Source organism: Polynucleobacter sp. MWH-S4W17, assembly GCF_018687535.1.
Lineage (GTDB): Bacteria > Pseudomonadota > Gammaproteobacteria > Burkholderiales > Burkholderiaceae > Polynucleobacter.
Genome location: NZ_CP061295.1, coordinates 1,544,295 through 1,564,637, shown reverse-complemented (window position 1 = coordinate 1,564,637; position 20,343 = coordinate 1,544,295). Strand labels below are relative to the sequence as shown.

Here is a 20,343-nt window from a genome sequence, read left to right as displayed (position 1 = left end):
GGCTGATCTATGGGATCAGTTTATTCTATAAGCATGAAGATTATGGCTTTTACCTATTTTCTGTTGATTTCATGCTGACAACTAGCTTACTCGTTGCGGTCTTTCTGGGCGCTCTTGTGAGTGGCTGGCACTGTGCTCTGATGTGCGGTGGGATAGCAGCTGCCATAGAGCGGCCCAAAGCCCTGGAGACCCCTCTAAGACCAAAATCTGAGCTTTTTTACCTCCAATTAATCATGCATTTGGGGCGCGTCACAACTTATGTCTTATTGGGCGCTCTTGCCGCGTCAGTAGGGGTGGTTGTTTGGCAGCAAAACCTCATTCCAATCCAGCGCCCCTTATTTGCTTTAACCTCCCTGATCTTAATTCTGATGGGTATACGTCTACTCAGAATAAGCAAGTCAGAAGGTCTACTTGGCGGCAAATGGTTAAGCGCAAAAATTGCAGCTTATTGGGCTAAATACTTGGGTGCTATGGCTAGCGGCCCTTCGCGTTGGTTTAGCGGCATGCTATGGGGTTTGGTGCCCTGTGGATTGGTCTATAGCGTTTTACCACTCGCCTTTTTATCTGGTGATATAGCAACTGGTGCCGCACTGATGTTGGCATTTGGTTTGGGTACATTGCCTAACCTATTACTGATCTCTAAATTTTCAGCGGTACTGACTCAGTTTGGGCAATATCTATGGGTGAGGTATTTGGCTGCTGCACTTCTATTGATTGCAGGCGGCTTTGGTATGTATCGTGCCTGGGTATTGCCAGAAGCCTTATTAAAAGGTGGCTTCTGTATTTCTTAAGTTGCTCTTAAGCTGTTGCTGCTTCTATGCCGGCGCTCAGATCTGGATAGAAAGAAGCTTGCGGTAGCGTCGATAGAAATTCACTGCGCTCTGCCATCTCTAATGGTTGATGCGCTAAGCCGCAAATAATTAATCGAATATTACGAATCTTGCACAGATGTGCCAGCTCCATAATCGTATCCATGCCTGAAGTATCAATGTAGATGACGTTCTTTAGATCTAACAAGAGGGTTTGTGAGGGTAAATTCGCCTCAATCTTTTCGAGGAGTTTTACTGCCCCAAAAAAGATGGCACCATGAATTCGATAAGCATCGATTCGACCTTGTTGATTATTCAATCCTGGGTAATCACTAGCTAGAGCAGGCTCGCAACGCGATAGGCTGGAGATTCGGTAAATGAAGGTTATAAAGGCGAGCAGCAAACCTACCTCTACAGCAATCGTGAGATCCAGTACAACAGTGAGAATAAAGACACTTAAGATGGTGATTCGATACGGTAAGCGGAATTGCTTGAGATCAATAAACTTCTGCCAATCCCCCATATTCCAGGCCACATACATCAAGATTGCCGCAAGACTAGCTAGGGGAATGTTCTTGGCAAGGGGCGCTGCAAACAAAACGATGATTAGTAAAGTTGTCGCATGTACGATTCCGGCGATAGGCGTAGAGCCGCCACTCTCTATGTTGGTTACTGTGCGGGCAATCGTACCGGTCGCTGGCATGCCACCAAAAAATGGAATAGTGAAATTAGCAATGCCCTGAGCTACTAGCTCTTGATTTGACTCATGGCGATCATGAATGAGGCCATCGGAAATGCGCGCGCATAGCAAGGATTCAATAGCACCCAATAGGGCAAGTGTTAAGGCTGGTGCCACCATGTATTGAGCGCTATCCCAGCTTATCGGAATCCATTCAAAAGCGGGGAGCCCTGAAGGGATGCCGCCAAAGCGACTACCAATCGTATCTACTGGTAAATTAAAAATACTGGTAACGATCGTTGCCACTACCATTGCTACCACTGTGCCAGGAAGGTGGGAGAGCCATCCTAAGCGATCCTGAAATATCTTCCATAAAATGAGTAAGGCAAGACTCCCACAAGCTAAACCAAGCGCAATGGGGTTAAAGGTGTCCGCTGCTAAGTAGAGCGCATGCACTGATTGAAAAAATTGAGCCGGCATTTTTTCGATTTGAAGTCCGAAGAAATCTTTGACTTGCGATAGTCCAATCAAAAAGGCAATGCCATTGGTAAAGCCCACAATGACTGCAATCGGAATAAAGCGCACTAGCGTTCCAAGACGAAATACTCCCATCAAAAATAAAAATACTCCTGACATGGCGGTTGCTAGTAATAAATTGGGAATGCCATAGCGCTCCACAATGCCGTAAACAATGACGATGAAGGCTCCGGCCGGTCCGCCAATTTGTACGCGGCTACCTCCAAGTAAAGAGATGAGCCCGCCAGCAATAATGGCAGTGAAAATGCCTGCTTGGGGTTTAAGTCCGCTGGCAATTGCAAAAGCCATGGCCAATGGGAGTGCAACAATCCCAACTGTTAATCCAGCAAAAACATCCTTAGTGAAAAGGGCGCGGCTATAGCCAGAAAATGAGTCAAAAAGTCGGGGGCGAAAAAACATAAGATGAATGTTTCAATGGCCTAAGAGATACGGTTGCCAACCCAGTAAGCAAAACTCGCACACAAGGCGGTAACAAAACTGCCCCATGCAATATCAATGAAAGCCAATTGTGTTGGAAAGTTTCTAACCACCGCCAGATTGGTGAGGTCGTAGGTCATATAACAAAATAGACCAAACAAAGCGCCATATTGCAGTGCATATATCCAGGACTGTTTTGATAGCGCCGGAACAATTACAAAAATGCAGACGCCTAATGCATAAAGCAGGTAGAACGCAAGCCCAGCTATAAGCTTGGGTTCGCTGGCCATTAAGTCACCCATCTCATTGCGATAGAGATTCTTTGCGATACCCAAAAGCCATACCAAATCGATTGCAATAAGGGCAATTAAAAATGAGAGGTAAATGGCAAAATTCTTGAGCAATTAAGTTACCTTTATTCTTTTATGGACTAATAATAAGTATTATGATGGAAAGAGCAAATGAGTAGTTCAATTTAAAGGGAGTCAACATGTTTAAGCATTTATTGGTGCCAGTAGACGGTTCAGATGTCAGCAAAAAATCTTTAAAGAAAGTCGCCGCACTTGCTAAGGCAGATGGCGCTGCAATTACGTTGGTATATGTTTCTGATCCTACGCCTCCGATGGTTTATTCAGATAGCACCATGGGTTATGGAATTTCGAAGAAACAGCACACAGAAGCTTGTGCAGCTTATGCGCAGGATGTGTTTAAGAGGTCGACAACCGCACTGGGAGCTGGCGCTAAGGTGAAAAGTCTTCACATTGAAAATAGCAACCTATCTGAAGGTATTTTGGCTGGCGCAAAAAAAGCGAAAGTGGATGTGATTGTGATGGCGTCTCATAAGCGTACAGGCATCAAAGGGATCCTGTTAGGTAGCGAGACTCATGAAGTCATTGTGCATTCCACATTGCCAGTATTAGTTCTGGGTTAATTTGCTTAGCCTCAAGTTAAAAGGGTCCAATTGGACCCTTTTTTATTGCAGCAGCATTCTTGAATGTATTTAGTTGCGCTTAATAGGGCTACCTAGTAGAAGCATCTCTCTAGTCAGTTGCCCGCTTTCGTTATCACGCATAGACCATAAATCAAGTTGTGTTTTGGAGCCATAAGGATCTACATAAACCCCATTTTTTCTTAATTCAAAATGAAGGTGTGGCCCCGTTGATCTCCCGGTTGTTCCTACGTAGCCAATTTCCAAGCCGCGCCGCACTTCGTTACCCAACTCAAGCTCTACGTTGTAACCACTCAAGTGTGCATAGTAGGTATGGTAATTGCCTGGATGCTCTAAAACAATTAAGTTTCCAAATGCACCGCTAAAGCCTATGTGCACTACTTTGCCATTGGCAACACTAAAAATGGGGGTGCCGATTGGGGCAGCATAGTCAATCCCCATGTGGGCGCGATAGCGTTGCTTTGTTGCTGACGCCTGGGTTGGGACTGTTGACGCAGGATTCTTACTACGCTTACTCGAAGATGCTCTTACCATGCCAACTCCCCGAGAAATACGGCGATAGCTTAATGGGTTAGTCCAGAAGGAGCGCTCTAGTGATTCTCCGGTTCCGGTAAAGAAGCCTCCAGGAATATCATTGCGCTCCATCCAAAAAGCATTCGCATAAACGTCTTTGGTGGTGGGGTCAATAATTTCAGCAGCCCAAATTTGCGCCCATCTTTCTCGATCGCCAAAGTCAACAATCAAGCGCACAATGCTGTTTGTATTTTCGAGAGAATTATTTTCCTCAGGATAGATTTGCTTGATCAGGGAATTTAATTCCCAAACCAGCTCAACTGGCAATTGATCGCTTACTTTTCGAGTGTCATACAGAACATCCCTTAAAGGAATGCGAATCTCGGTTAAACGCTTGGACTCATCTTTGAGATAGTCTTGCTGAATTAAAAACCCACCAACAGCTGATGGTGTAAATGTCCATACTTCAGTTTTACTATCTTGGATTGGGCCATTCATGATGCTCAATGAGTCGAAACGATTACGACTTCCAAAGGCAACCGCGTAAGGGATGCAATCTCCACGCATGTGATCAAAAAATGTTTTAGTCTGATTTTTGAAGAATTCAGCGAACTGCTGATTATCAATGCCTACGCTAGCCGGCAGGCTATCTTCATTAAAATTACGTCTTAGACATCCTTGGGCTACTCGATAGTCAAGGTTTGCATCGCTATCGAGCATCAATTCATCTGGGGCTTTTCGCTGAAATAGCGATGGGTTTAGGCTCATGCTATTGGTTTTTGAGCCGGTACCCGCTGATTTATCTTTGAAGCCAACCTGCCTGCTGGTTTGAACGATAATTTTCTTGCGCGCTTGGGTTGTGCTTTGGGTTTGGCTACTTTGGGCTTGAGCTGCATAAGCCAAGCCCGGAGTTGAGCTAAGAAAGGCGCAGCCAGACAAAATGATTACCCCCTTAGTAAACAGGGACCCAAGAGATGCTTTTTTATTCACCCCTCAATTATCTAATAATGTGAGAGCATCTCTGAATAAATATGCTGTGCTGCAGCAAATCAGATTTAATCTTGATCTGGGGCTGTTTTGAGAACTTCAAGGGCTACTTTCAGTCTTTGCTCATAATTTTTCTTTACAAGGGCCGCCTCATCGGCTGGCCAAGTTCTAAAACCAGCACCTTTAGCAATGTCAGTTTTGCCACTTTTAACTAAATTTGTTGCACAACTTGGCGGTTTGAGAATGTTGGAGAGTGAATATATCAACTTTGCAGCAAATCTAATTCACAAGATACCTGTTCGGATATCAACAACTCGGCTCATTTTCGCCATGTGTATTTGTAGTGGAGCGGGCTAATTAATCATTGTTCGTGCCCCTACTAGCAAATTAAATTCTCGATACAATCAATTTTTATTAAGGAGTTTAGATGCCGATTATTGAATCTATCCAAGTTGCCTCTGTTGCAGTGCCTTTGGATAAAGTTACTTCATTTTCGACTCGTACTGTTTCCGAGCGTCACTATTGCCTGGTAAAAGTTCGTGGCATGGATGGTAATGAGGGTATCGGCTTTTGTTATGTCGGTAGTGCCGGCGGAGATATTGCCAAACTTGCCGTTGAGCAATTGCTAGCGCCAAAACTCATTGGCCAAAATAGTCACCGCAGTGAAGGTCTCTGGATGGAGATGTATAACGAATCTATTCTCCAAGGTCGTGCAGGTGCAGTAATGCGCGGCATCTCGATTTTGGATACGGCTTTGTGGGATTTAAATGCACGCTCAGTTGGTTTGCCTTTACATCAATACTTGGGTTCAGTGGTTGATGATCGGGTGCCAGCTTATGCTAGTGGTGGTTACTATCTTGAAGGTAAAACGCCTGCCAAGTTAGGCAAAGAAATGGAGTCTTACGTAAAGCAGGGCTTTAAGGCAGTCAAGATGAAGGTGGGGCGTTTATCACCATCGGAAGAGGAGGCGCGTGTAAAGGCGGCTCGCCAAGCGGTAGGTGACAATGTATTGCTCACTCTTGATGCGAATAATGCCTGGCGCGATCTACCTACGGCTCTCGAGTATGTGCGTCGCTTTGAAGCATACAACCCGTATTGGATTGAAGAACCTTTTTCTCCAGATGCGATTGATTTACATGCTGCCTTGGCGCGCCAAACCAAAATCAACGTTGCTACCGGTGAGATGGAGGCGGGACGCTGGCGTTTTAGAGAGTTGATTGATGCTGGTGGAGCTGCCATTCTGCAATCTGATGCGGCTGTCTGCGGAGGTATTACCGAGTGGAGAAGAATTTCTGCATACGCTGATTTGAAGGGTGTCATAGTTTGCCCGCACTGGATGCATGATTTGCATGCACCATTGGTGGCATCTACGCCTAATGCACGATTTGTCGAATTCTTCTTAGATGATCAGGTGCTGAACTTCCGAAGATTGATCAATAAGCAGCTGACATTTAAGAATGGGGACTTGATTTTGCATAAAACCTCTGGCCTGGGTTTCGAGTTCGATGAAGCTGCTGTCAAGAAATATGCAGGTAAAGCTGCCTGGACCAAGATCTCTTAAAATAAGCAACTACTCAAAATAATAAGGCCCGCTCAAGCGGGCCTTATTATTTTGAGGATGTGATCCGTCCGCCTATCAGGTGTACCTTAAGAAGATCTAGGATTAAGTTTGAAATGGGTAATCGTTTGAGTTACCAGTACCAAGCCAAATCCAACAAAGCCAACTAAGTCCGCCTCTGTGGAAGGGTAGGCAAGAGCAACCCCAGAGATCACCATGATGATTCGCTCAAAGATCTTGGTTTTCTCAATAAACCAACCTTGTAGTCCACCGGCTAGGCAGATGATTCCAACAACGGCCGTGAAAGAGACCCAAGCAATTTGCATCCAGTCCGCCTGCTCTAGAGCGCTGATTGATCCCATTAATAACAAGCTAACGCCTGACTTATCTAATACAAACATAAATGGAACCAGAATGGCTGGAGCAACATACTTCCAAGTTTGCAAAGTGGTCTTGTAGGGATTACCTTTGCAAATCGCAGCTGCAGCAAATGGCGAGAGTGCAGTCGGTGGCGATACTTCCGAAAGTACAGCGTAATAGAAGATAAACATGTGGGCTGCAAAAGCAGGCACGCCTAAATTAATCAAAGCAGGCGCTGCGATTACCGCACAAATAATGTAAGAGGCTGTTACTGGAACAGCAAGGCCAACCACCCAAACCACGAGAGCGGTAAAAATAGTTGTCAGCAAGAGCGAGCCACCTGCATACTGAATCACAATCGAGCTAAATTTCAGGCCAAGACCGGTTAAGGTAACAGTACCCACAATGAGACCGGCACCAGCACAGGTGGCAGCGATAGCTAAGACACCAGTTGAACCAGTTGCAAGCGCCTTGGTCAGATTGGAGTTGTACAGGCCAGAGAGAATGGGTTCTTTGCCTTTAAACCATGCCCATGGAATGATGGCGGTATCTTCACGCAACATGCTTGATAAAGCCGAAACTATTGTCGCCCAGAAAACGGACATCACGGGAGAGAAGCCCATCAACATAAACACCACAATCGAGATGAGCGAGAAGAAGTGAAACCAGTATTTCTTGGTGAGTTGCCAGGCTGTTTCAGCAGACTCAAAATGAATATTTTTCATGCCATATTTGCGTACATCAATTTCGACCATCACAAATAAGCCAAGATAAAAAAGGATAGTTGGAATGGTTGCCATCAGCAATACATCTAAATAGGAGATTTTGAGAAAATCTGCAATCAAGAATGCAGCTGCGCCCAGTACCGGAGGCGAGATAATGGCGCCAAGACCGCCTGCTGCCAAAAGGCCGCCAGCAGCATTTTTCTCGTAACCCACTTTGTCCAGCATGGGGGCTGCAACTGAGCCAACCGTAACAGTGGTAGCAACGCCCGATCCAGAGGGTCCTCCGAGCAAGAAGGAGGACATTACGATAGTTCTGCCAACCCCAGAAGATTTTCCGCCCATTGCTGCGAATGAGAAATCAATAAAGAACTTTCCTGCGCCAGTAAATTGCAAGAAAGCGCCGAAGATGGTGAAGAGAATAATGAGGGTTGCAGAAACATCAACGGCAGTGCCATAGATGCCTTCTAGAGTCATATACATGTAGCCTACTAGACGATCAAGATCATAACCTTTATGAGTCCAAGGGGCTGGCAAGTAGTTGCCAAACAATGCATAGAGTAGAAACAGGATAGTTACTGTAACCAAGATCATGCCATTGGTTCTTCGAACACTTTCTAAGATGAGGGCAATTAATGCAATGCCCACCATGACATCGGTAGAGTTAGGCGCAGTATTGCGGTCCATAAAGTCATCGCCACCACTCAGAATGTAATACGCGATGGCTACCGAGATAAGTGCGCAGACAATATCCCAAGGCATGAGCCTGTTTTTAAAGCGAGCCGCAATGGGGAAACTTAGAAATACGAGAAATAAAACCAGAGCAACGTGAATGACCCGCAACTCTTGTGTTGGAACGATTGAATACGCGGCATATAAATGAAAGAGTGACATGCCTACTGCTACTAGGGTGATGAACTTCGCCAATAGTCCCTTGTAGTCATTGGAGTCCCCTTCCTCTTGCTTGATAAAGGCATCTAGTTTTTCTTGGGTTTCGTTGTCAATAACGTTTTGATTCATGTTCTCAACCTCTGTAATTATTTTTATGTACTACTTTATTTTTTCACTACCGTAAAACGAAAGGGGTGAGATTGACTCACCTCCGATAAAAACATTAACTTAATTGAGTTTGACGTTCTTTTCTTTAAAGTACTTAAGTGCCCCTGGATGAAAATCAACAGGGGTTGATTTTGTTTTCTGGTTTTCTAGGCTGACGCTCATAAATTCTTGATGAGTGCGCACTAATTCCAATTTGTTATCAAAGATCGCCTTAACAATCTTATATGCCTGATCGTCAGGCATATTGGCATTGACTACCAAAATATTGGCGACTGCTGCGACTTTATTGTCTCTAGCCATGCCGCTATAAGTAGCCTTTGGAATGGTAGTTACAAAGTAAAGGTTGCCATATTTTTTATTCATGGCCGCCACCTCTTCGCCAGTGTCGACCATCACAATCTTGGTTCCTGGCGTATTGGCTAAGTCGGTTACGGCTGCTGTTGGTAATCCACCCACCCAGAAGAATGCATCAATTTTGCGGTCTTTAATGGCGTTAACGGATTCGGCAACACTCAATCGCTCACGCTTAACATCCTTGTCTTTATCAATCCCCGCAGCTTCTAGTAGGCGAAATGCCATGACTTCCGTTGCGCTACCAGGAGCGCCAGTGCTAATGCGCTTACCTTTGAGGTCTTTCATGGACTTGATACCAGTAGAGTCCACTGTTACTACGTGCATGAGGTTTGGATAAAGAACTACTAGAGTGCGTAAGTCCACTTTTTTGCCAGCAAACTTACCTTCGCCAATCTGAGCATCTTTAGCGGCATCAGCCATGGAGAAACCAACGTATGGCTTACCAGTGCCAATGAGGTTTAGGTTATCTACCGAGCCCCCGGTCACCTCTGCAGTAGCAGACATACCAGGAACTTTGCTTGACAGAACAGATGCAAGACCACCACCCATGGGGTAGTACACGCCACCTGTACCGCCAGTTGCGATGGAAATGTTTTGGGCGCTAACACTCGCGCAAAGAAGGCTAAGTGATAAGGCAATGATTTTGAGTAACTTCATTGTTGTCTCCTAATTAATTTTTTATATTTTGAAATTACAAACCTGGCATGCTGAAGTTAATTGCTTTGAGCTCGCTGAGAAGTTGCGCTTGTTGCTCAGGGCTTAACTGCATCAATGGTGGGCGCACTCTGAGCCACTCAGAATCTTTGGTGTAATGGGCTACGGCAGTCTTCATACCAGCAATCATTTGGTACTTGGCAAAAATTCCACGTACTTGATCCAGGTTTGCTTGAAGAGCATCAGCGTTTGATTCTCTCCAGTGTGCTGCTAAATCGGCAATGGCTTTTGGGTTGACGTTAGCGGTAGCGGAGATGCAGCCAACACCGCCAGCGCGCAAGGCACGCATGAGGAATACTTCGCTACCTGCATAGACGCGGAAGCCTGAAGGAGCTAATAATTTAATGACTGATTCTGTATAAGACCAATCGCCAGAGCTGTCTTTCATGCCTACAACAGTCTTTGGATATTCTTTCGCTAGCCGCTCAAGCAAAGAGAGACTTAAGTTCACTTTGGTAACCGGTGGAATGTTGTAGATATAAATCTGTAGAGCTGCACTTCCTACCTTTTGAATCACTTCGGAAAAATAAGCGAACAGACCATCATCAGTTACGTCTTTGTAATAGAAGGGCGGCAACATTAACACGCCTGCGCACTTATGGTTGACTGCGTGACGTGTCATATTCACTGTGGCATCAATAGAGGTTGCGCCGGTACCCGGCATTAAATGCTCAGGATTTAATCCGCCCTCTACTAATGCTGTTAAGGTGCTCATCTTCTGCGGAGCAGACATCGAGTTTGCTTCTGAATTTGTGCCAAAGATAGCCTGCCCAACACCATTAGCTTCTAGCCATTGGCATTGTTTTAATAACTTAGGAGCATCTGGACTGCCGTCCCCCTTAAATGGGGTGATGACAGGGGATAACACCGCTGGCAAGGTGGAAGGATGCAGAGAAATCGTCATGCTGGCTCCGTTTTAGTTATTAACTTCAGAAGGAAGTGTTTGTTGGTTAAAGAAGGCTTCTAAATTATCTACGGCTAAGTTGGTCATGGCTATCCGTGTTTCTGAGGTAGCACTCCCAATGTGCGGTGTTAACAATACATTACCAAGCGTTAAAAATTCATGACTTGGGTTAGGTTCGTTCTCAAAAACATCTAAAGCTGCACCAGCAATCTTTTTATGTTGCAGTGCATATAAAAGCGCTCCCTCATCAACTACACTTCCGCGGGCAATATTGATTAAATATCCCGATGGACCCAAGGTCTCTAGAACCTTGGCGTTAATCATATTGGCTGTATCGGGGGTTGCTGGACAAGCTAATAATAAGATGTCGCAGGCCTTGGCTAATTCTTGAACATCTGGATAGTAGGTGTAGGGCAAAGTTTTTTTATTAGGCCCCGAATACGCTATCTCAACTTTGAATGACTCTAATCTTTTAGCCAGGTCTTGCCCAATGCGACCCATGCCAGCGATACCCACTCGTTTACCAGCCAAAGTAGTGGTGAGTCTGAAGGGTTCTTTTGACCAAGCGGTGCTTTTGACGTATTCCTGCGCCTCGGGCAGTTGGCGCAGTAGGGCGAGCATCATGCCAATGGCCAGTTCGCATACGGCATCGTTTAGGACGCCAGGAGTGTTGCTTGCTTTAATTCCTTGCTCTTTAAGATAAGCCAAAGGAAGGTTGTCATAGCCAACCCCACAAGTAGCAACCATCCGAATACTGGGGATCTGTTTAACCAGAGCCTCCGGCAACTTGGTATTGGAGCGAATCAAAATCGCCTGAAAGTTTCCGGCGGGAGCGGGCGCTTGAGGATCGGGATGGTGGAAAGGGGTAAAACGCCGATCTATTTCTGCCTGCATAATTTCAGGGAAATGGCCGACCTGTAGCACTGAATTGACGGGGATCATGTCTCACTTACTTTTTTATTGAAATAATGACCCCATTGTAAGAGGATTTTTCAGAAAAAGTCCTTCCCCTTTTAGGAGAGTATTCATGTTATTTACCCCAGCTGAAACCAAGGTAATTATCGTCGGTGGTGGCACTATGGGTGCAGACGTTGCGGCCGTTTGTGCACGTGGTGGCTGTGCAGTCCAGGTGGTGGAGCCAACTACAGAGCGACGAGCCCTCCTGCCGGATTACTTTGCAAGCACCATGTCGGATCTTGGTTATGAGCATCGTATTCATTTACTGTCTGTTGCGGGTTCGCTTGAAGAGGTTGATTGGTCTGATATTGATTTAGTGATTGAGTGCGTGCCTGAGCGTTTAGATATCAAGCGAGAGCTATTTACTAAGTTGGAAAAATATGCAAAGCCTGAGGCGGTATTGGCGAGCAATAGTACGAGCTTTCCAATTAGTCAAATTGCCAGCGGCCTAAAAACATCTGCTCGTATGATTGGTTTGCATTTCTTTATGCCTGCACATTTAGTACCTTGTGTGGAAGTGGTATATGGTGCAAAGACTTCTCCAATGGTGGGTGAAAGCCTCTCACGTTTGATGACTGCTTGTGGCATGGTGCCCGTTACTGTGAAAAAAGATCTACCAGGATTTTTGGCTAATCGTTTGCAGCATGCTTTATCGCGTGAGGCTTTTTCAATGGTTGATGAAGGCATTTGTACACCAGAAGATATTGATAAAGCCGTTCGTTTTGGCTTTGGCTTTCGCTACATCGCAGCAGGCCCAGCCATGCAGCGAGATCATGCTGGCCTTGAGGTGCACGGTGCTGGAGGTGCAACCATCTATCCAACCTTAAACAATTCACCAACGATAGCGAAGTGCTTGAGTGACCGCATTGCTAGCGGCAAGTTTGGCATGAAAACTGGCGAAGGTTTCTTCACCTGGACTGCTGAAACGATTAAGGCTGAACGTGAACGCTATCAAGAAGCGTTGCGTGCTGGCCTAAAGATTATTCAGAAAGATCTTCCTGAAATTAAATAGCAACTAGTTGTTTAGTTTCTTACTAAGAAATATCTTTCAGATGGAGTTTGCTTAGGTGCGGGGCGAGTCGATAAGTAATGAGGACTATGGCAATTGTTGCGACCCCACCAAATACGATGGATGGCACTAAACCGATCATGCTGGCAGCAATGCCAGACTCAAGCGCACCCAATTCATTAGATGAGCCAATGAATATGCCATTAATGGCGCTAATTCTTCCGCGCATATGATCTGGTGTGGTGAGCTGCATGATGCTGCCGCGAATCACCACTGATATTGAGTCAAAGCATCCAGAGATAAATAGAAAGAATGCGCAGAGCCATAAATTGCTGGAGATGCCAAAGGCAATAATCGCTGCACCAAATCCTGCCACTGATATCAGAAGATATTTTCCTGAGTCGTTTAGCACGGGACGCCGAGCAAGGTAGATTCCGGTAATCACTGCCCCAGCCGCGGGCGCAGCACGCAATATCCCTAGGGTTTCTGGGCCCGCATTGAGTACCTCCTTCACAAAGGCTGGAAGAATAGACACCGCACCACCGAAGAGAACAGCAAACATATCGAGCGCCATGATGCTCAAAATAAGTTCATGTTTTCTGACGTAATGAAACCCTTCCAAAAAGCTTTTTAGAAAGTGTTTAGATAAGCCGCTCGATTTTTCTTGGACGGCAGTAATGAAAGTAATTCCGTATAAACCAACTGCTCCACAGAATGCGGCGAGCAGATACGTCCATTCAAGACCAGCAAAGCCAATCATCAGTCCGCCTAATCCTGGGCCCGCTACTACGCAGATCTGAAACGCTGAAGATGCATACGCTGTATAACGAGGCAGTTGATCTCTCGGAATGATTTGTCCGAAAAGCGCCTGATAGGAGGGCCTTAATAAAGCGCGCCCAATACCAATAAATGCCACTGCGGTGTAGATCAATGGAATCGGTGGGCTAAGCCATCCCAATGCGATGACGGTTAAAAATAACCCAACCGCAATATGAATGAGGCAGGCAATTGCAGCAATCCACTTACGGGAGTGGTGATCAACCGCATGACCTGAATATAGAGCCAGCGCAAAGTAGGGAACAAGCTCTGCAAGACCAATCAGCCCGAGTGAAACTACGCTATTGGTGATTTCGTAAAGATGCCAACCTACCGCTACCATTGTAATTTGGTAGCTTAGGGTTGCGCCAACGCGGTACAGCAGTAGGGTTCTAAAGGCTTTGCCGGGATTCATGAATTCCCTCTATTTTAGAGGAGAAGAGGATTATTCTTAAAGGATGAAGAAAATTATTCGAGTCTGGGATCTACCAATCCGCTTATTTCATTGGTTGCTGGTGGTTTGTATAGTCGGTAGCTTTGTGACAATCAATCTAGGTGATGAATTCATTCAATGGCATGCTTATTTCGGTTACAGCATTTTGACCTTGTTGATCTTCAGGATTGTCTGGGGTTTTGTTGGGTCTACCCATGCGCGCTTCGCCTCTTTCTTGCCGACTAAAAAAGCGATTTTTGATTACTTAAGTGGAAGTTCGCCCCGCGTTCTTGGACACAACCCCATTGGTGCAATTTCTGTATTTGCACTGATTTTTGTTTTATGCGTTCAAGTGCTGACTGGCTTATTTGTTGATGATGAGGTCTCCTTTCAAGGGCCACTAGCAAAGTATGTGTCTGGTTCGATTTCTTCATTTTTATCGGAGATTCACGAAGGTAATCAAGTGGTGATTTATACCCTGATTGCAATTCATATTGCAGCGATTTGGTATTACAAAAAATTTAAAGGTGAAAATCTGATTAAGCCAATGATTAGTGGCGACAAAGAAATCGACTCAAGTGAAGAGGCTAAGTACTTGCCTACTGACTTGAGTCGGGCCTCCAAGGATGGAATGCTACAGCGCGGTTTCGCTTTATTGGTTTTAAGTGTGATCGCGGTAGTAGTGGGTTATTTGATTACGAAATAACGATCAAAAAAATTACTTATTTCTTTTTGAAGTCATCATGGCAGCCTTTGCAGGTTGCTCCTACTGCACCAAAAGATTTTTTAATACTTTCTAAGTCGCCTGACTGAGCGGCTTTATTGAGATCAACAACAGCCAATTGCATTTTTTCTGCAGCAGCTTTGAACTTCGCATTGTCTGACCACACCTCAGGTTTTGCTTTGCCGCCTTCAGTGCCAGGACCAAAAGCTTGCCAAGGCAATGTAGACATCATTGCTACGATCTCCGCATTTTTGCTCACATCGTCTTTGTTATAGGGTGCCGCACCTTTAACAACAGCACCAATTCTTCCGAAATGAGTTCCAATGACTGTCATGATGCTTTGACGATATTCAATTGCTTTATCTGCATTTTGAAATTGAGCAAATGCAGCGCCTGCGCTAATCGCTAAAGCAGTTGCAGTACCTGCTAAAACAAATTTCTGTAGTTTCATGTTTGCTCTCCCTTGATCAATTGGACTGCTTATTTTTAGCATATCCCAGAATAGTAGTTTTTGCCCACTTAAAAAATCATTCTGAGGGGAGTCATTAGGAGATTAATGATGCCCAGGAAAAAGCTGCTGAGGGGCTCCATCCACAGGGTGCCAATAATTCCAGTAAAGACTAGACCGAGCACAATAAAGAATCCCCATGGCTCTAATCTGCCCAGGGCGATGGATTGGCGTGCTGGCAAAAGGCCAGCCAAAATTCTTCCACCATCCAGGGGTGGTAGTGGAAACAGATTAAATACTAGTAAACCGATATTCCACATTACACCTGCTTTTGCCATTGAAGTCAGGAAGGGCTCATCAATTCCAAAGCCCTGAACCAGGACCCAAAAGACCGCCCAAATGATTGCCTGTATGAAATTCGATCCCGGTCCCGCTAAGGCAACCCAAATCGAGTCAATTCTGGGGTTTCTGAGTCGCCCAAAATTGACCGGTACCGGCTTGGCATACCCCACCAAAAAAGGAGACCCCGTCAGAATTAAGACGAGTGGAATCAATATGGTACCCACAGGGTCTATGTGTTTAGCGGGATTGAGGCTCACCCGTCCCAGCATGTAGGCGGTGTTGTCGCCGAACCTGCGGGCTGCGTAGCCATGGGCTGCCTCATGGATAGTGATGGCAAAAATTAGGGGAATCGCATTAATTGCGACAGCTTGGATAGAATAGTCAGTAATCATGGCAATATGATATCCATAGGAGCTCAAAGTGACTGACGAAAAGAAACCCGATTCAAAAACCCCAGCAAAAGCGCTAGCGGCGAAGCCGCCAGCACGTCCACCCGTACCCAAAGGACCCTCTGGCCCAGCTGGAAGGCCTCAGGCAGGCTTTGGTGGGGGAAAAGGCATGATGCGCAAGGCTGGTCGCGGTCGATAGTGGATAATTACCCTATTCATTAATGAGTTTATAGAGGATTTAGCATGAACGAATGGCATAACGAATCTAAAGAAGAGATCAACAAAAAGATCATTACATTGGTCGTGATGTTGGCCGCTGCTACTAGCTTGGCTATTTTGTTTGCCTTGGTTGCGGCTCATACAGGTTACGTATTCGGTTAATCAGTATTAATGACTAGCCATCGCCAACCTGCAATATTTGCTGGCCATGGCAGTCCGATGTATGCCATAGAGCCCAACTTCTATACAGCGGCATGGTCAGCTCTTGGAAAATCATTAAAGCGTCCTGACGCGATATTGGTGATTTCAGCGCATTGGGTAACCCGAGGAGTTTGGGTTACTGCAATGGCTAAGCCAAAAACAATTCATGATTTCGGTGGCTTTCCGCAAGCACTGTTTGATGTTCAATATCCAGCTCCAGGTAGCCCTGCATTAGCTGATCGTGTGCAAGAATTATTGAGCGTCCCTGTCGTACTTGAAGAGAATGAATGGGGTATTGATCATGGCGCTTGGTCGGTTCTGAAATACATGTACCCCAATGCAGATGTGCCTATAGTGCAGTTGAGTCTCGATGGTGCGATGTCAGCACGTGAGCACTATGAGCTTGCTAAGGAATTACGCCCCCTGCGCGATGAAAATATTTTGATTTTATCTAGTGGTAATGTGGTGCACAACTTGCGCACCATTCATTGGCAAGAGGGTGCTGAGCCTTACCCATGGGCAAAAGAATTCAATGATTTTTTTGCTTCAGAAATGCGCGCCAATCATCATGAGGCATTGATTGACTGGGAGCATTTTGGTGATGCAGCACACCTATCTATTCCGACCGCAGAACATTATTGGCCAGCCTTGTATACCCTGGCCTTGCAGGAAGCGGGAGAGCAGGCCAAAATCTATACAAATGGAATTGAGATGAGTTCAATTAGCATGCTGGGTTTTTCAATTCAATAACAAGAGCAGATTATGTGGCTTCCTATCTTTGCAATCTTTTTTGGAGCGGGCTTCGGCGCTTTATTAAGAGCTGGCTTTAATTACGCCACCGTAGGGATGGCTTCTGCGCTGCCATTGGGTACTTTTATATCGAATATGGTTGGCGGATACTTAATTGGGATTGCAGTTGCCTTCTTCGGTAACAATCCAAGCCTTTCTCCAGAGTGGAAGCTTTTAGTGGTCACTGGTTTCTTAGGAGGTTTGACTACCTTCTCAAGCTTTTCTGCTGAGGTGGTTGGCTTTATGCAGCGCGGGGAATTTACCTGGGCTTTGGGCACAGCCCTACTTAATCTAGTTGGCTCACTTGCGCTCACCTTTTTGGGGATCTTGACCTACCAGGCTTTTAAATAAAATTGGGGGCACTAAGCCCCCAATGCCATTCAAAATTGAATTCCTTACTCCGGCTTGATATTAGCTGTTTTTACAACAGCACTCCATTTGGCACTTTCAGCTTTAATCAGGCTGGCAAATTCAGCTGGACTCCCTCCGCCAATCTCATTCCCTTGAGAGAGTATGAGTTCGCGTAGTTGTGGATCTCTAAGCGCTTCATTTGCAGCGGCATTTAATTTATCGATGATAGCCTTTGGCGTCCCCTTAGGCGCAATCAAGCCTTGCCAATTGAGAACCTCAACCTTGGGATAGCCAGCTTCAGCAAAAGTAGGTATGTTCGGTAGAAGAGGGGAGCGCTTCTTGCTAGTAATAGCAATGGGGCGTAACTTATCGGCTTTGATGCTTGGCATCGCTGAATACATTTGATCAAACATCATGGTGACGTTTCCGGCCATTAGATCGGTTAAACCAGCAGATCCACTCTTATACGGTACGTGAATCATATCGATGCTAGCGCTTTGTTTAAAGAGCTCACCGGATAATTGATGGCTACCTCCAATGCCGCCCGATGAGAAAGTGAGAGTACCCGGCTTAGCTTTAGCGGCCGCAACAATTTCTTGTACTGTTTTATATGGTGAGCTTGGATTGACCACCAGCACCAGAGGCCCTTTTTCAATCAAAATGATAGGCGTAAGATCTGCTTCTGGGTCGTAACGCAAGTTGCCAAAGAGCGTTTTATTAACAGCCATGGGCGCGAAGTTGCCCATCCCAATGGTGTAGCCATCTGGAGCGGCTCTAGAAATGAATTCTGTACCAATGTTGCCGCCAGCCCCCGGTTTGTTATCAACGATGATGGGTTGCTTGAGAATGACACTCATTTTTTGGGCAATCTGACGACTGCGTGAGTCTGCGCCACCACCGGCACCATAAGGAACAATGAAATTAATGGGTTTGCTGGGGTAGTTATTTTGCGCAAAAGCAGCGGCAGAAAATAAGGTAATTAGACTTATTAAACAGACTGAAAAGTTCTGAATGAGTCGCATATTTATCCTAAGAAAAGTGATTTAAATAAAACCCAGAATTCCTAAAGCGCCGCCAATTGCAATGAGATAAAGTGGGTGCCAGCGTGTGAATAATGTAAAGCCGATAGTCGCAAGAGTCAAGGCGTAGGCTGCCGCGCTATGGTTAATTTGAATAGCAATTTGCCATGCAGAAGAAAGAACCAGCCCAATAGCTAGTGCTGCCGCTGCGTATTGAATAGATTTCTTCTTGATGGGATCTTGAATACCCATAATAAAGCGTTGCAAAAAATAAATCAGGATGGATGAGGGCCATGCAATTGCCAGTGTGGCAATAAATGCACCCAGTACACCATAAATATGCCAGCCTAATAGCGTGACAGTCATAAAGTTAGGGCCTGGTGCTGCTTGCGCTATAGCAAAGTAATCTGAAAAAGTTTGCAGATCAATCCAATGCTCTTGATAGACAGCTAAGTTCAACAACTCTGGTAGCAATGCATTCACGCCGCCAAACGCAACAAGCGAGAAGGCGGATAGTTTCAGAAAGACACTAAAAAGCATACTCATGAACTAAGCGCTTTCTTACGTGCCAAGAACAGTGCCAGCGGTAAAACAGCAAGCACAACCCAACCCAGACCGACATGAAAGTAGGTAACTGCACAGATGGTGATGACCACTACTAGCAGCATCAGAGGAAAGCGAAACTCATCGCGTAGCATCTTGAAACCAGTTGAAGCGATGAGACCTACGCCTACTGCAGAGATGCCCCGCAATAGTCCTTTTACTGTATCCAAATAGCTGTAGTGTTGATAGAGTATGGCGAGTAACAGCACAATGGCAATTGGTCCGAGGGTCAGACCAAGAACTGCAGCTGCTGCCCCTCTTGCTCCCGCAAATCGAGAGCCAACGCAAACAGCGAGGTTAACAATATTGGGGCCTGGAACGATCTGGCAAATACCAAGGATGGCACTAAATTCCTCGGAAGTCAGAATTTTGTCCCGCTCCACTAGGGTTCGTCTAGCCCAAGGGAGCACACCACCAAAGCCTGACATACCAATTTTGCTAAAACTAATAAATAGCTGTGACGGCGTTAGGCTACTCATCGAGGTCGCTTTTTATAAATAAATTATTGAGGCTTAAAGGGGTGCGGTACAGGCTTGTTTTCTAACCATGCTTCGAGAGTTTCTGTAATGCCTTTTGAGAAAGCCTCAAAAATTGGTTTAGCAATAAAGCCTAAATGAGGCGTCACCAAAAGATTGGGAGTATTGCGTAGTGCATCTTTTTCAGGAAGGGGTTCAACATCAAATACATCCACTGCTGCTTGTCCTGGTCTACCCACGGAAAGTGCCTTTTGGAGGTCGGGCATATTAATGAGCGCAGCACGTGAGGTATTGATCAGAATCGAATCTACGCGCATGAGTGCTAATTGATCGGCGCTAATCAATCCTTTAGTTCCGGGACCTGCTACTAAATGCATGGATACCACTTTGGAGGTTTTGAGTAACTCATCCAAGCTAACGGCTTTTGCATTTTCAGCGGCTGCACGTTCTGGGGTCATGCGCGGGCTCCAGGCTACAACCTCCATACCAAAGGCGGCGCCAACGCGCGCCACACGACTGCCAATAGCGCCTAAACCCATGATGCCTAAGCGTTCGCCAGAAAGCATTGGCAGGAGAGAGAATGCATCGCGCCAGCCACCAGAGGCAATCAGTTTATTTTCTTCAACCAGACGCTTAGATGCACCCAGAATCAAAGCCCAAGTAAGCTCAGCGGTAGTTTCTTTGGAGGGTCCACCGGGTGTGCAAGCCATGGGAATGTTTCTTGAAACCAAGGCCGGCGCCTCAAGAGTGCCATTGCGTTCGCCAGTAAACATTAAAAACTTGAGCTTTGGTAAGCGCGCGATCATCGCCTCATTGAAGGGCGAGCGATCTCTTACGATAGCAATTGCGTCGGCATCTTTTACTGCTTCATATAAGGCTTCATCACGCAAAGGCTCATGGTAGATGGTGAGCTTAGCTTGTTGATCTAACTTATCCCAGTTAGAGAAGCGACGTAGAGCGCGCTCATAATCCCCAAGAATAACGATGTTCGGTAATGAAGCCATG

At 45.7% G+C, this 20,343-nt stretch carries 24 protein-coding genes; 9 read left to right on the top strand and 15 right to left on the bottom strand.

The window, feature by feature from the left end; all coding sequences use genetic code 11:
* The first annotated feature begins 71 nt into the window (after positions 1-71).
* Entirely contained in the window at positions 72-791 is a 720-nt protein-coding gene (locus C2755_RS07780; protein ID WP_215320641.1) for a sulfite exporter TauE/SafE family protein, read from the top strand.
* A gap of 7 nt (positions 792-798) precedes the next feature.
* Here C2755_RS07780 and C2755_RS07775 read toward each other — a convergent pair whose 3' ends face one another.
* Both C2755_RS07775 and C2755_RS07770 read right to left on the bottom strand, forming a co-directional pair.
* Positions 799-2,424: a SulP family inorganic anion transporter gene (locus tag C2755_RS07775; RefSeq protein ID WP_215320639.1), complete on the bottom strand. Its 1,626-nt coding sequence runs from the start codon at positions 2,422-2,424 to the stop codon at positions 799-801.
* 20 nt (positions 2,425-2,444) lie between these two features.
* A complete protein-coding gene (locus tag C2755_RS07770) occupies positions 2,445-2,846 on the bottom strand; it encodes a DUF2177 family protein (RefSeq protein ID WP_215320637.1) in 402 nt (133 codons plus the stop codon).
* 86 nt (positions 2,847-2,932) lie between these two features.
* On the opposite strand from C2755_RS07770, the gene C2755_RS07765 reads away from it, so the two are divergent.
* Positions 2,933-3,373, top strand: coding sequence for a universal stress protein (locus C2755_RS07765; RefSeq protein ID WP_215320635.1), 441 nt, complete (start codon positions 2,933-2,935; stop codon positions 3,371-3,373).
* A 69-nt stretch (positions 3,374-3,442) separates the two neighbouring features.
* Here the strand turns inward: C2755_RS07765 and C2755_RS07760 are convergent, their stop codons facing one another.
* Positions 3,443-4,894 carry a M23 family metallopeptidase gene (locus C2755_RS07760; RefSeq protein ID WP_251368453.1) on the bottom strand — a complete coding sequence of 484 codons (1,452 nt, stop codon included), beginning with the start codon at positions 4,892-4,894 and terminating at the stop codon, positions 3,443-3,445.
* 65 nt (positions 4,895-4,959) lie between these two features.
* Entirely contained in the window at positions 4,960-5,157 is a 198-nt protein-coding gene (locus C2755_RS07755) for a hypothetical protein (protein ID WP_215320633.1), read from the bottom strand.
* Between the two features lie 161 nt (positions 5,158-5,318).
* Between C2755_RS07755 and C2755_RS07750 the strand changes: the two genes are divergently transcribed.
* On the top strand, positions 5,319-6,452 hold the full coding sequence (locus C2755_RS07750; protein ID WP_215320631.1) for a mandelate racemase/muconate lactonizing enzyme family protein: 1,134 nt from the start codon (positions 5,319-5,321) through the stop codon (positions 6,450-6,452).
* Between the two features lie 86 nt (positions 6,453-6,538).
* On the opposite strand, the gene C2755_RS07745 is transcribed toward C2755_RS07750, so the two are convergent.
* The 4 genes from C2755_RS07745 to C2755_RS07730 form a co-directional block, all read right to left on the bottom strand.
* Positions 6,539-8,551 carry a TRAP transporter fused permease subunit gene (locus C2755_RS07745; protein WP_215320629.1) on the bottom strand — a complete coding sequence of 671 codons (2,013 nt, stop codon included), beginning with the start codon at positions 8,549-8,551 and terminating at the stop codon, positions 6,539-6,541.
* A 99-nt stretch (positions 8,552-8,650) separates the two neighbouring features.
* Positions 8,651-9,601 carry a TAXI family TRAP transporter solute-binding subunit gene (locus C2755_RS07740; RefSeq protein WP_215320627.1) on the bottom strand — a complete coding sequence of 317 codons (951 nt, stop codon included), beginning with the start codon at positions 9,599-9,601 and terminating at the stop codon, positions 8,651-8,653.
* A gap of 34 nt (positions 9,602-9,635) precedes the next feature.
* Positions 9,636-10,562: a dihydrodipicolinate synthase family protein gene (locus C2755_RS07735; protein WP_215320625.1), complete on the bottom strand. Its 927-nt coding sequence runs from the start codon at positions 10,560-10,562 to the stop codon at positions 9,636-9,638.
* Positions 10,563-10,574: 12 nt separating this feature from the next.
* Positions 10,575-11,504 (bottom strand): 2-hydroxyacid dehydrogenase, encoded by a 930-nt coding sequence (locus C2755_RS07730; RefSeq protein ID WP_215320624.1) that lies wholly within the window; start codon positions 11,502-11,504, stop codon positions 10,575-10,577.
* Between the two features lie 85 nt (positions 11,505-11,589).
* On the opposite strand from C2755_RS07730, the gene C2755_RS07725 reads away from it, so the two are divergent.
* A complete protein-coding gene (locus C2755_RS07725) occupies positions 11,590-12,531 on the top strand; it encodes a 3-hydroxyacyl-CoA dehydrogenase family protein (protein ID WP_215320621.1) in 942 nt (313 codons plus the stop codon).
* A 22-nt stretch (positions 12,532-12,553) separates the two neighbouring features.
* Here the strand turns inward: C2755_RS07725 and C2755_RS07720 are convergent, their stop codons facing one another.
* Complete coding sequence (locus C2755_RS07720; RefSeq protein ID WP_215320619.1) at positions 12,554-13,759, bottom strand: MFS transporter; 1,206 nt, start codon at positions 13,757-13,759, stop codon at positions 12,554-12,556.
* 43 nt (positions 13,760-13,802) lie between these two features.
* Between C2755_RS07720 and C2755_RS07715 the strand changes: the two genes are divergently transcribed.
* Complete coding sequence (locus tag C2755_RS07715; protein WP_215320617.1) at positions 13,803-14,483, top strand: cytochrome b/b6 domain-containing protein; 681 nt, start codon at positions 13,803-13,805, stop codon at positions 14,481-14,483.
* A gap of 16 nt (positions 14,484-14,499) precedes the next feature.
* On the opposite strand, the gene C2755_RS07710 is transcribed toward C2755_RS07715, so the two are convergent.
* Together C2755_RS07710 and C2755_RS07705 are read right to left on the bottom strand one after the other, a co-directional pair.
* Positions 14,500-14,952: a cytochrome c gene (locus tag C2755_RS07710; RefSeq protein ID WP_215320615.1), complete on the bottom strand. Its 453-nt coding sequence runs from the start codon at positions 14,950-14,952 to the stop codon at positions 14,500-14,502.
* A 68-nt stretch (positions 14,953-15,020) separates the two neighbouring features.
* Positions 15,021-15,683, bottom strand: a complete 663-nt coding sequence (locus C2755_RS07705; protein WP_215320613.1) for a site-2 protease family protein — start codon at positions 15,681-15,683, stop codon at positions 15,021-15,023.
* Between the two features lie 28 nt (positions 15,684-15,711).
* On the opposite strand from C2755_RS07705, the gene C2755_RS07700 reads away from it, so the two are divergent.
* The 4 genes from C2755_RS07700 to crcB are packed head-to-tail and all read left to right on the top strand — an operon-like array spanning position 15,712 to position 17,240.
* Positions 15,712-15,879, top strand: coding sequence for a hypothetical protein (locus C2755_RS07700; protein WP_158009059.1), 168 nt, complete (start codon positions 15,712-15,714; stop codon positions 15,877-15,879).
* 44 nt (positions 15,880-15,923) lie between these two features.
* Entirely contained in the window at positions 15,924-16,061 is a 138-nt protein-coding gene (locus tag C2755_RS07695) for a hypothetical protein (protein ID WP_169709848.1), read from the top strand.
* A gap of 9 nt (positions 16,062-16,070) precedes the next feature.
* The gene (gene ygiD, locus C2755_RS07690; RefSeq protein ID WP_215320611.1) at positions 16,071-16,850 is read left to right on the top strand and encodes a 4,5-DOPA dioxygenase extradiol; all 780 of its coding nucleotides are present in this window, start codon (positions 16,071-16,073) and stop codon (positions 16,848-16,850) included.
* A 12-nt stretch (positions 16,851-16,862) separates the two neighbouring features.
* Entirely contained in the window at positions 16,863-17,240 is a 378-nt protein-coding gene (gene crcB / locus C2755_RS07685) for a fluoride efflux transporter CrcB (RefSeq protein WP_215320609.1), read from the top strand.
* A gap of 44 nt (positions 17,241-17,284) precedes the next feature.
* Here crcB and C2755_RS07680 read toward each other — a convergent pair whose 3' ends face one another.
* The 4 genes from C2755_RS07680 to C2755_RS07665 are packed head-to-tail and all read right to left on the bottom strand — an operon-like array spanning position 17,285 to position 20,342.
* Positions 17,285-18,262, bottom strand: a complete 978-nt coding sequence (locus tag C2755_RS07680) for a tripartite tricarboxylate transporter substrate binding protein (protein WP_215320607.1) — start codon at positions 18,260-18,262, stop codon at positions 17,285-17,287.
* A 21-nt stretch (positions 18,263-18,283) separates the two neighbouring features.
* A complete protein-coding gene (locus tag C2755_RS07675; RefSeq protein ID WP_215320605.1) occupies positions 18,284-18,805 on the bottom strand; it encodes a chromate transporter in 522 nt (173 codons plus the stop codon).
* Entirely contained in the window at positions 18,802-19,341 is a 540-nt protein-coding gene (locus tag C2755_RS07670; RefSeq protein ID WP_215320603.1) for a chromate transporter, read from the bottom strand. The genes C2755_RS07675 and C2755_RS07670 overlap by 4 nt, the downstream gene beginning before the upstream one ends.
* A gap of 23 nt (positions 19,342-19,364) precedes the next feature.
* Positions 19,365-20,342 carry a D-2-hydroxyacid dehydrogenase family protein gene (locus tag C2755_RS07665; RefSeq protein ID WP_215320601.1) on the bottom strand — a complete coding sequence of 326 codons (978 nt, stop codon included), beginning with the start codon at positions 20,340-20,342 and terminating at the stop codon, positions 19,365-19,367.
* Position 20,343: the final 1 nt, after the last annotated feature.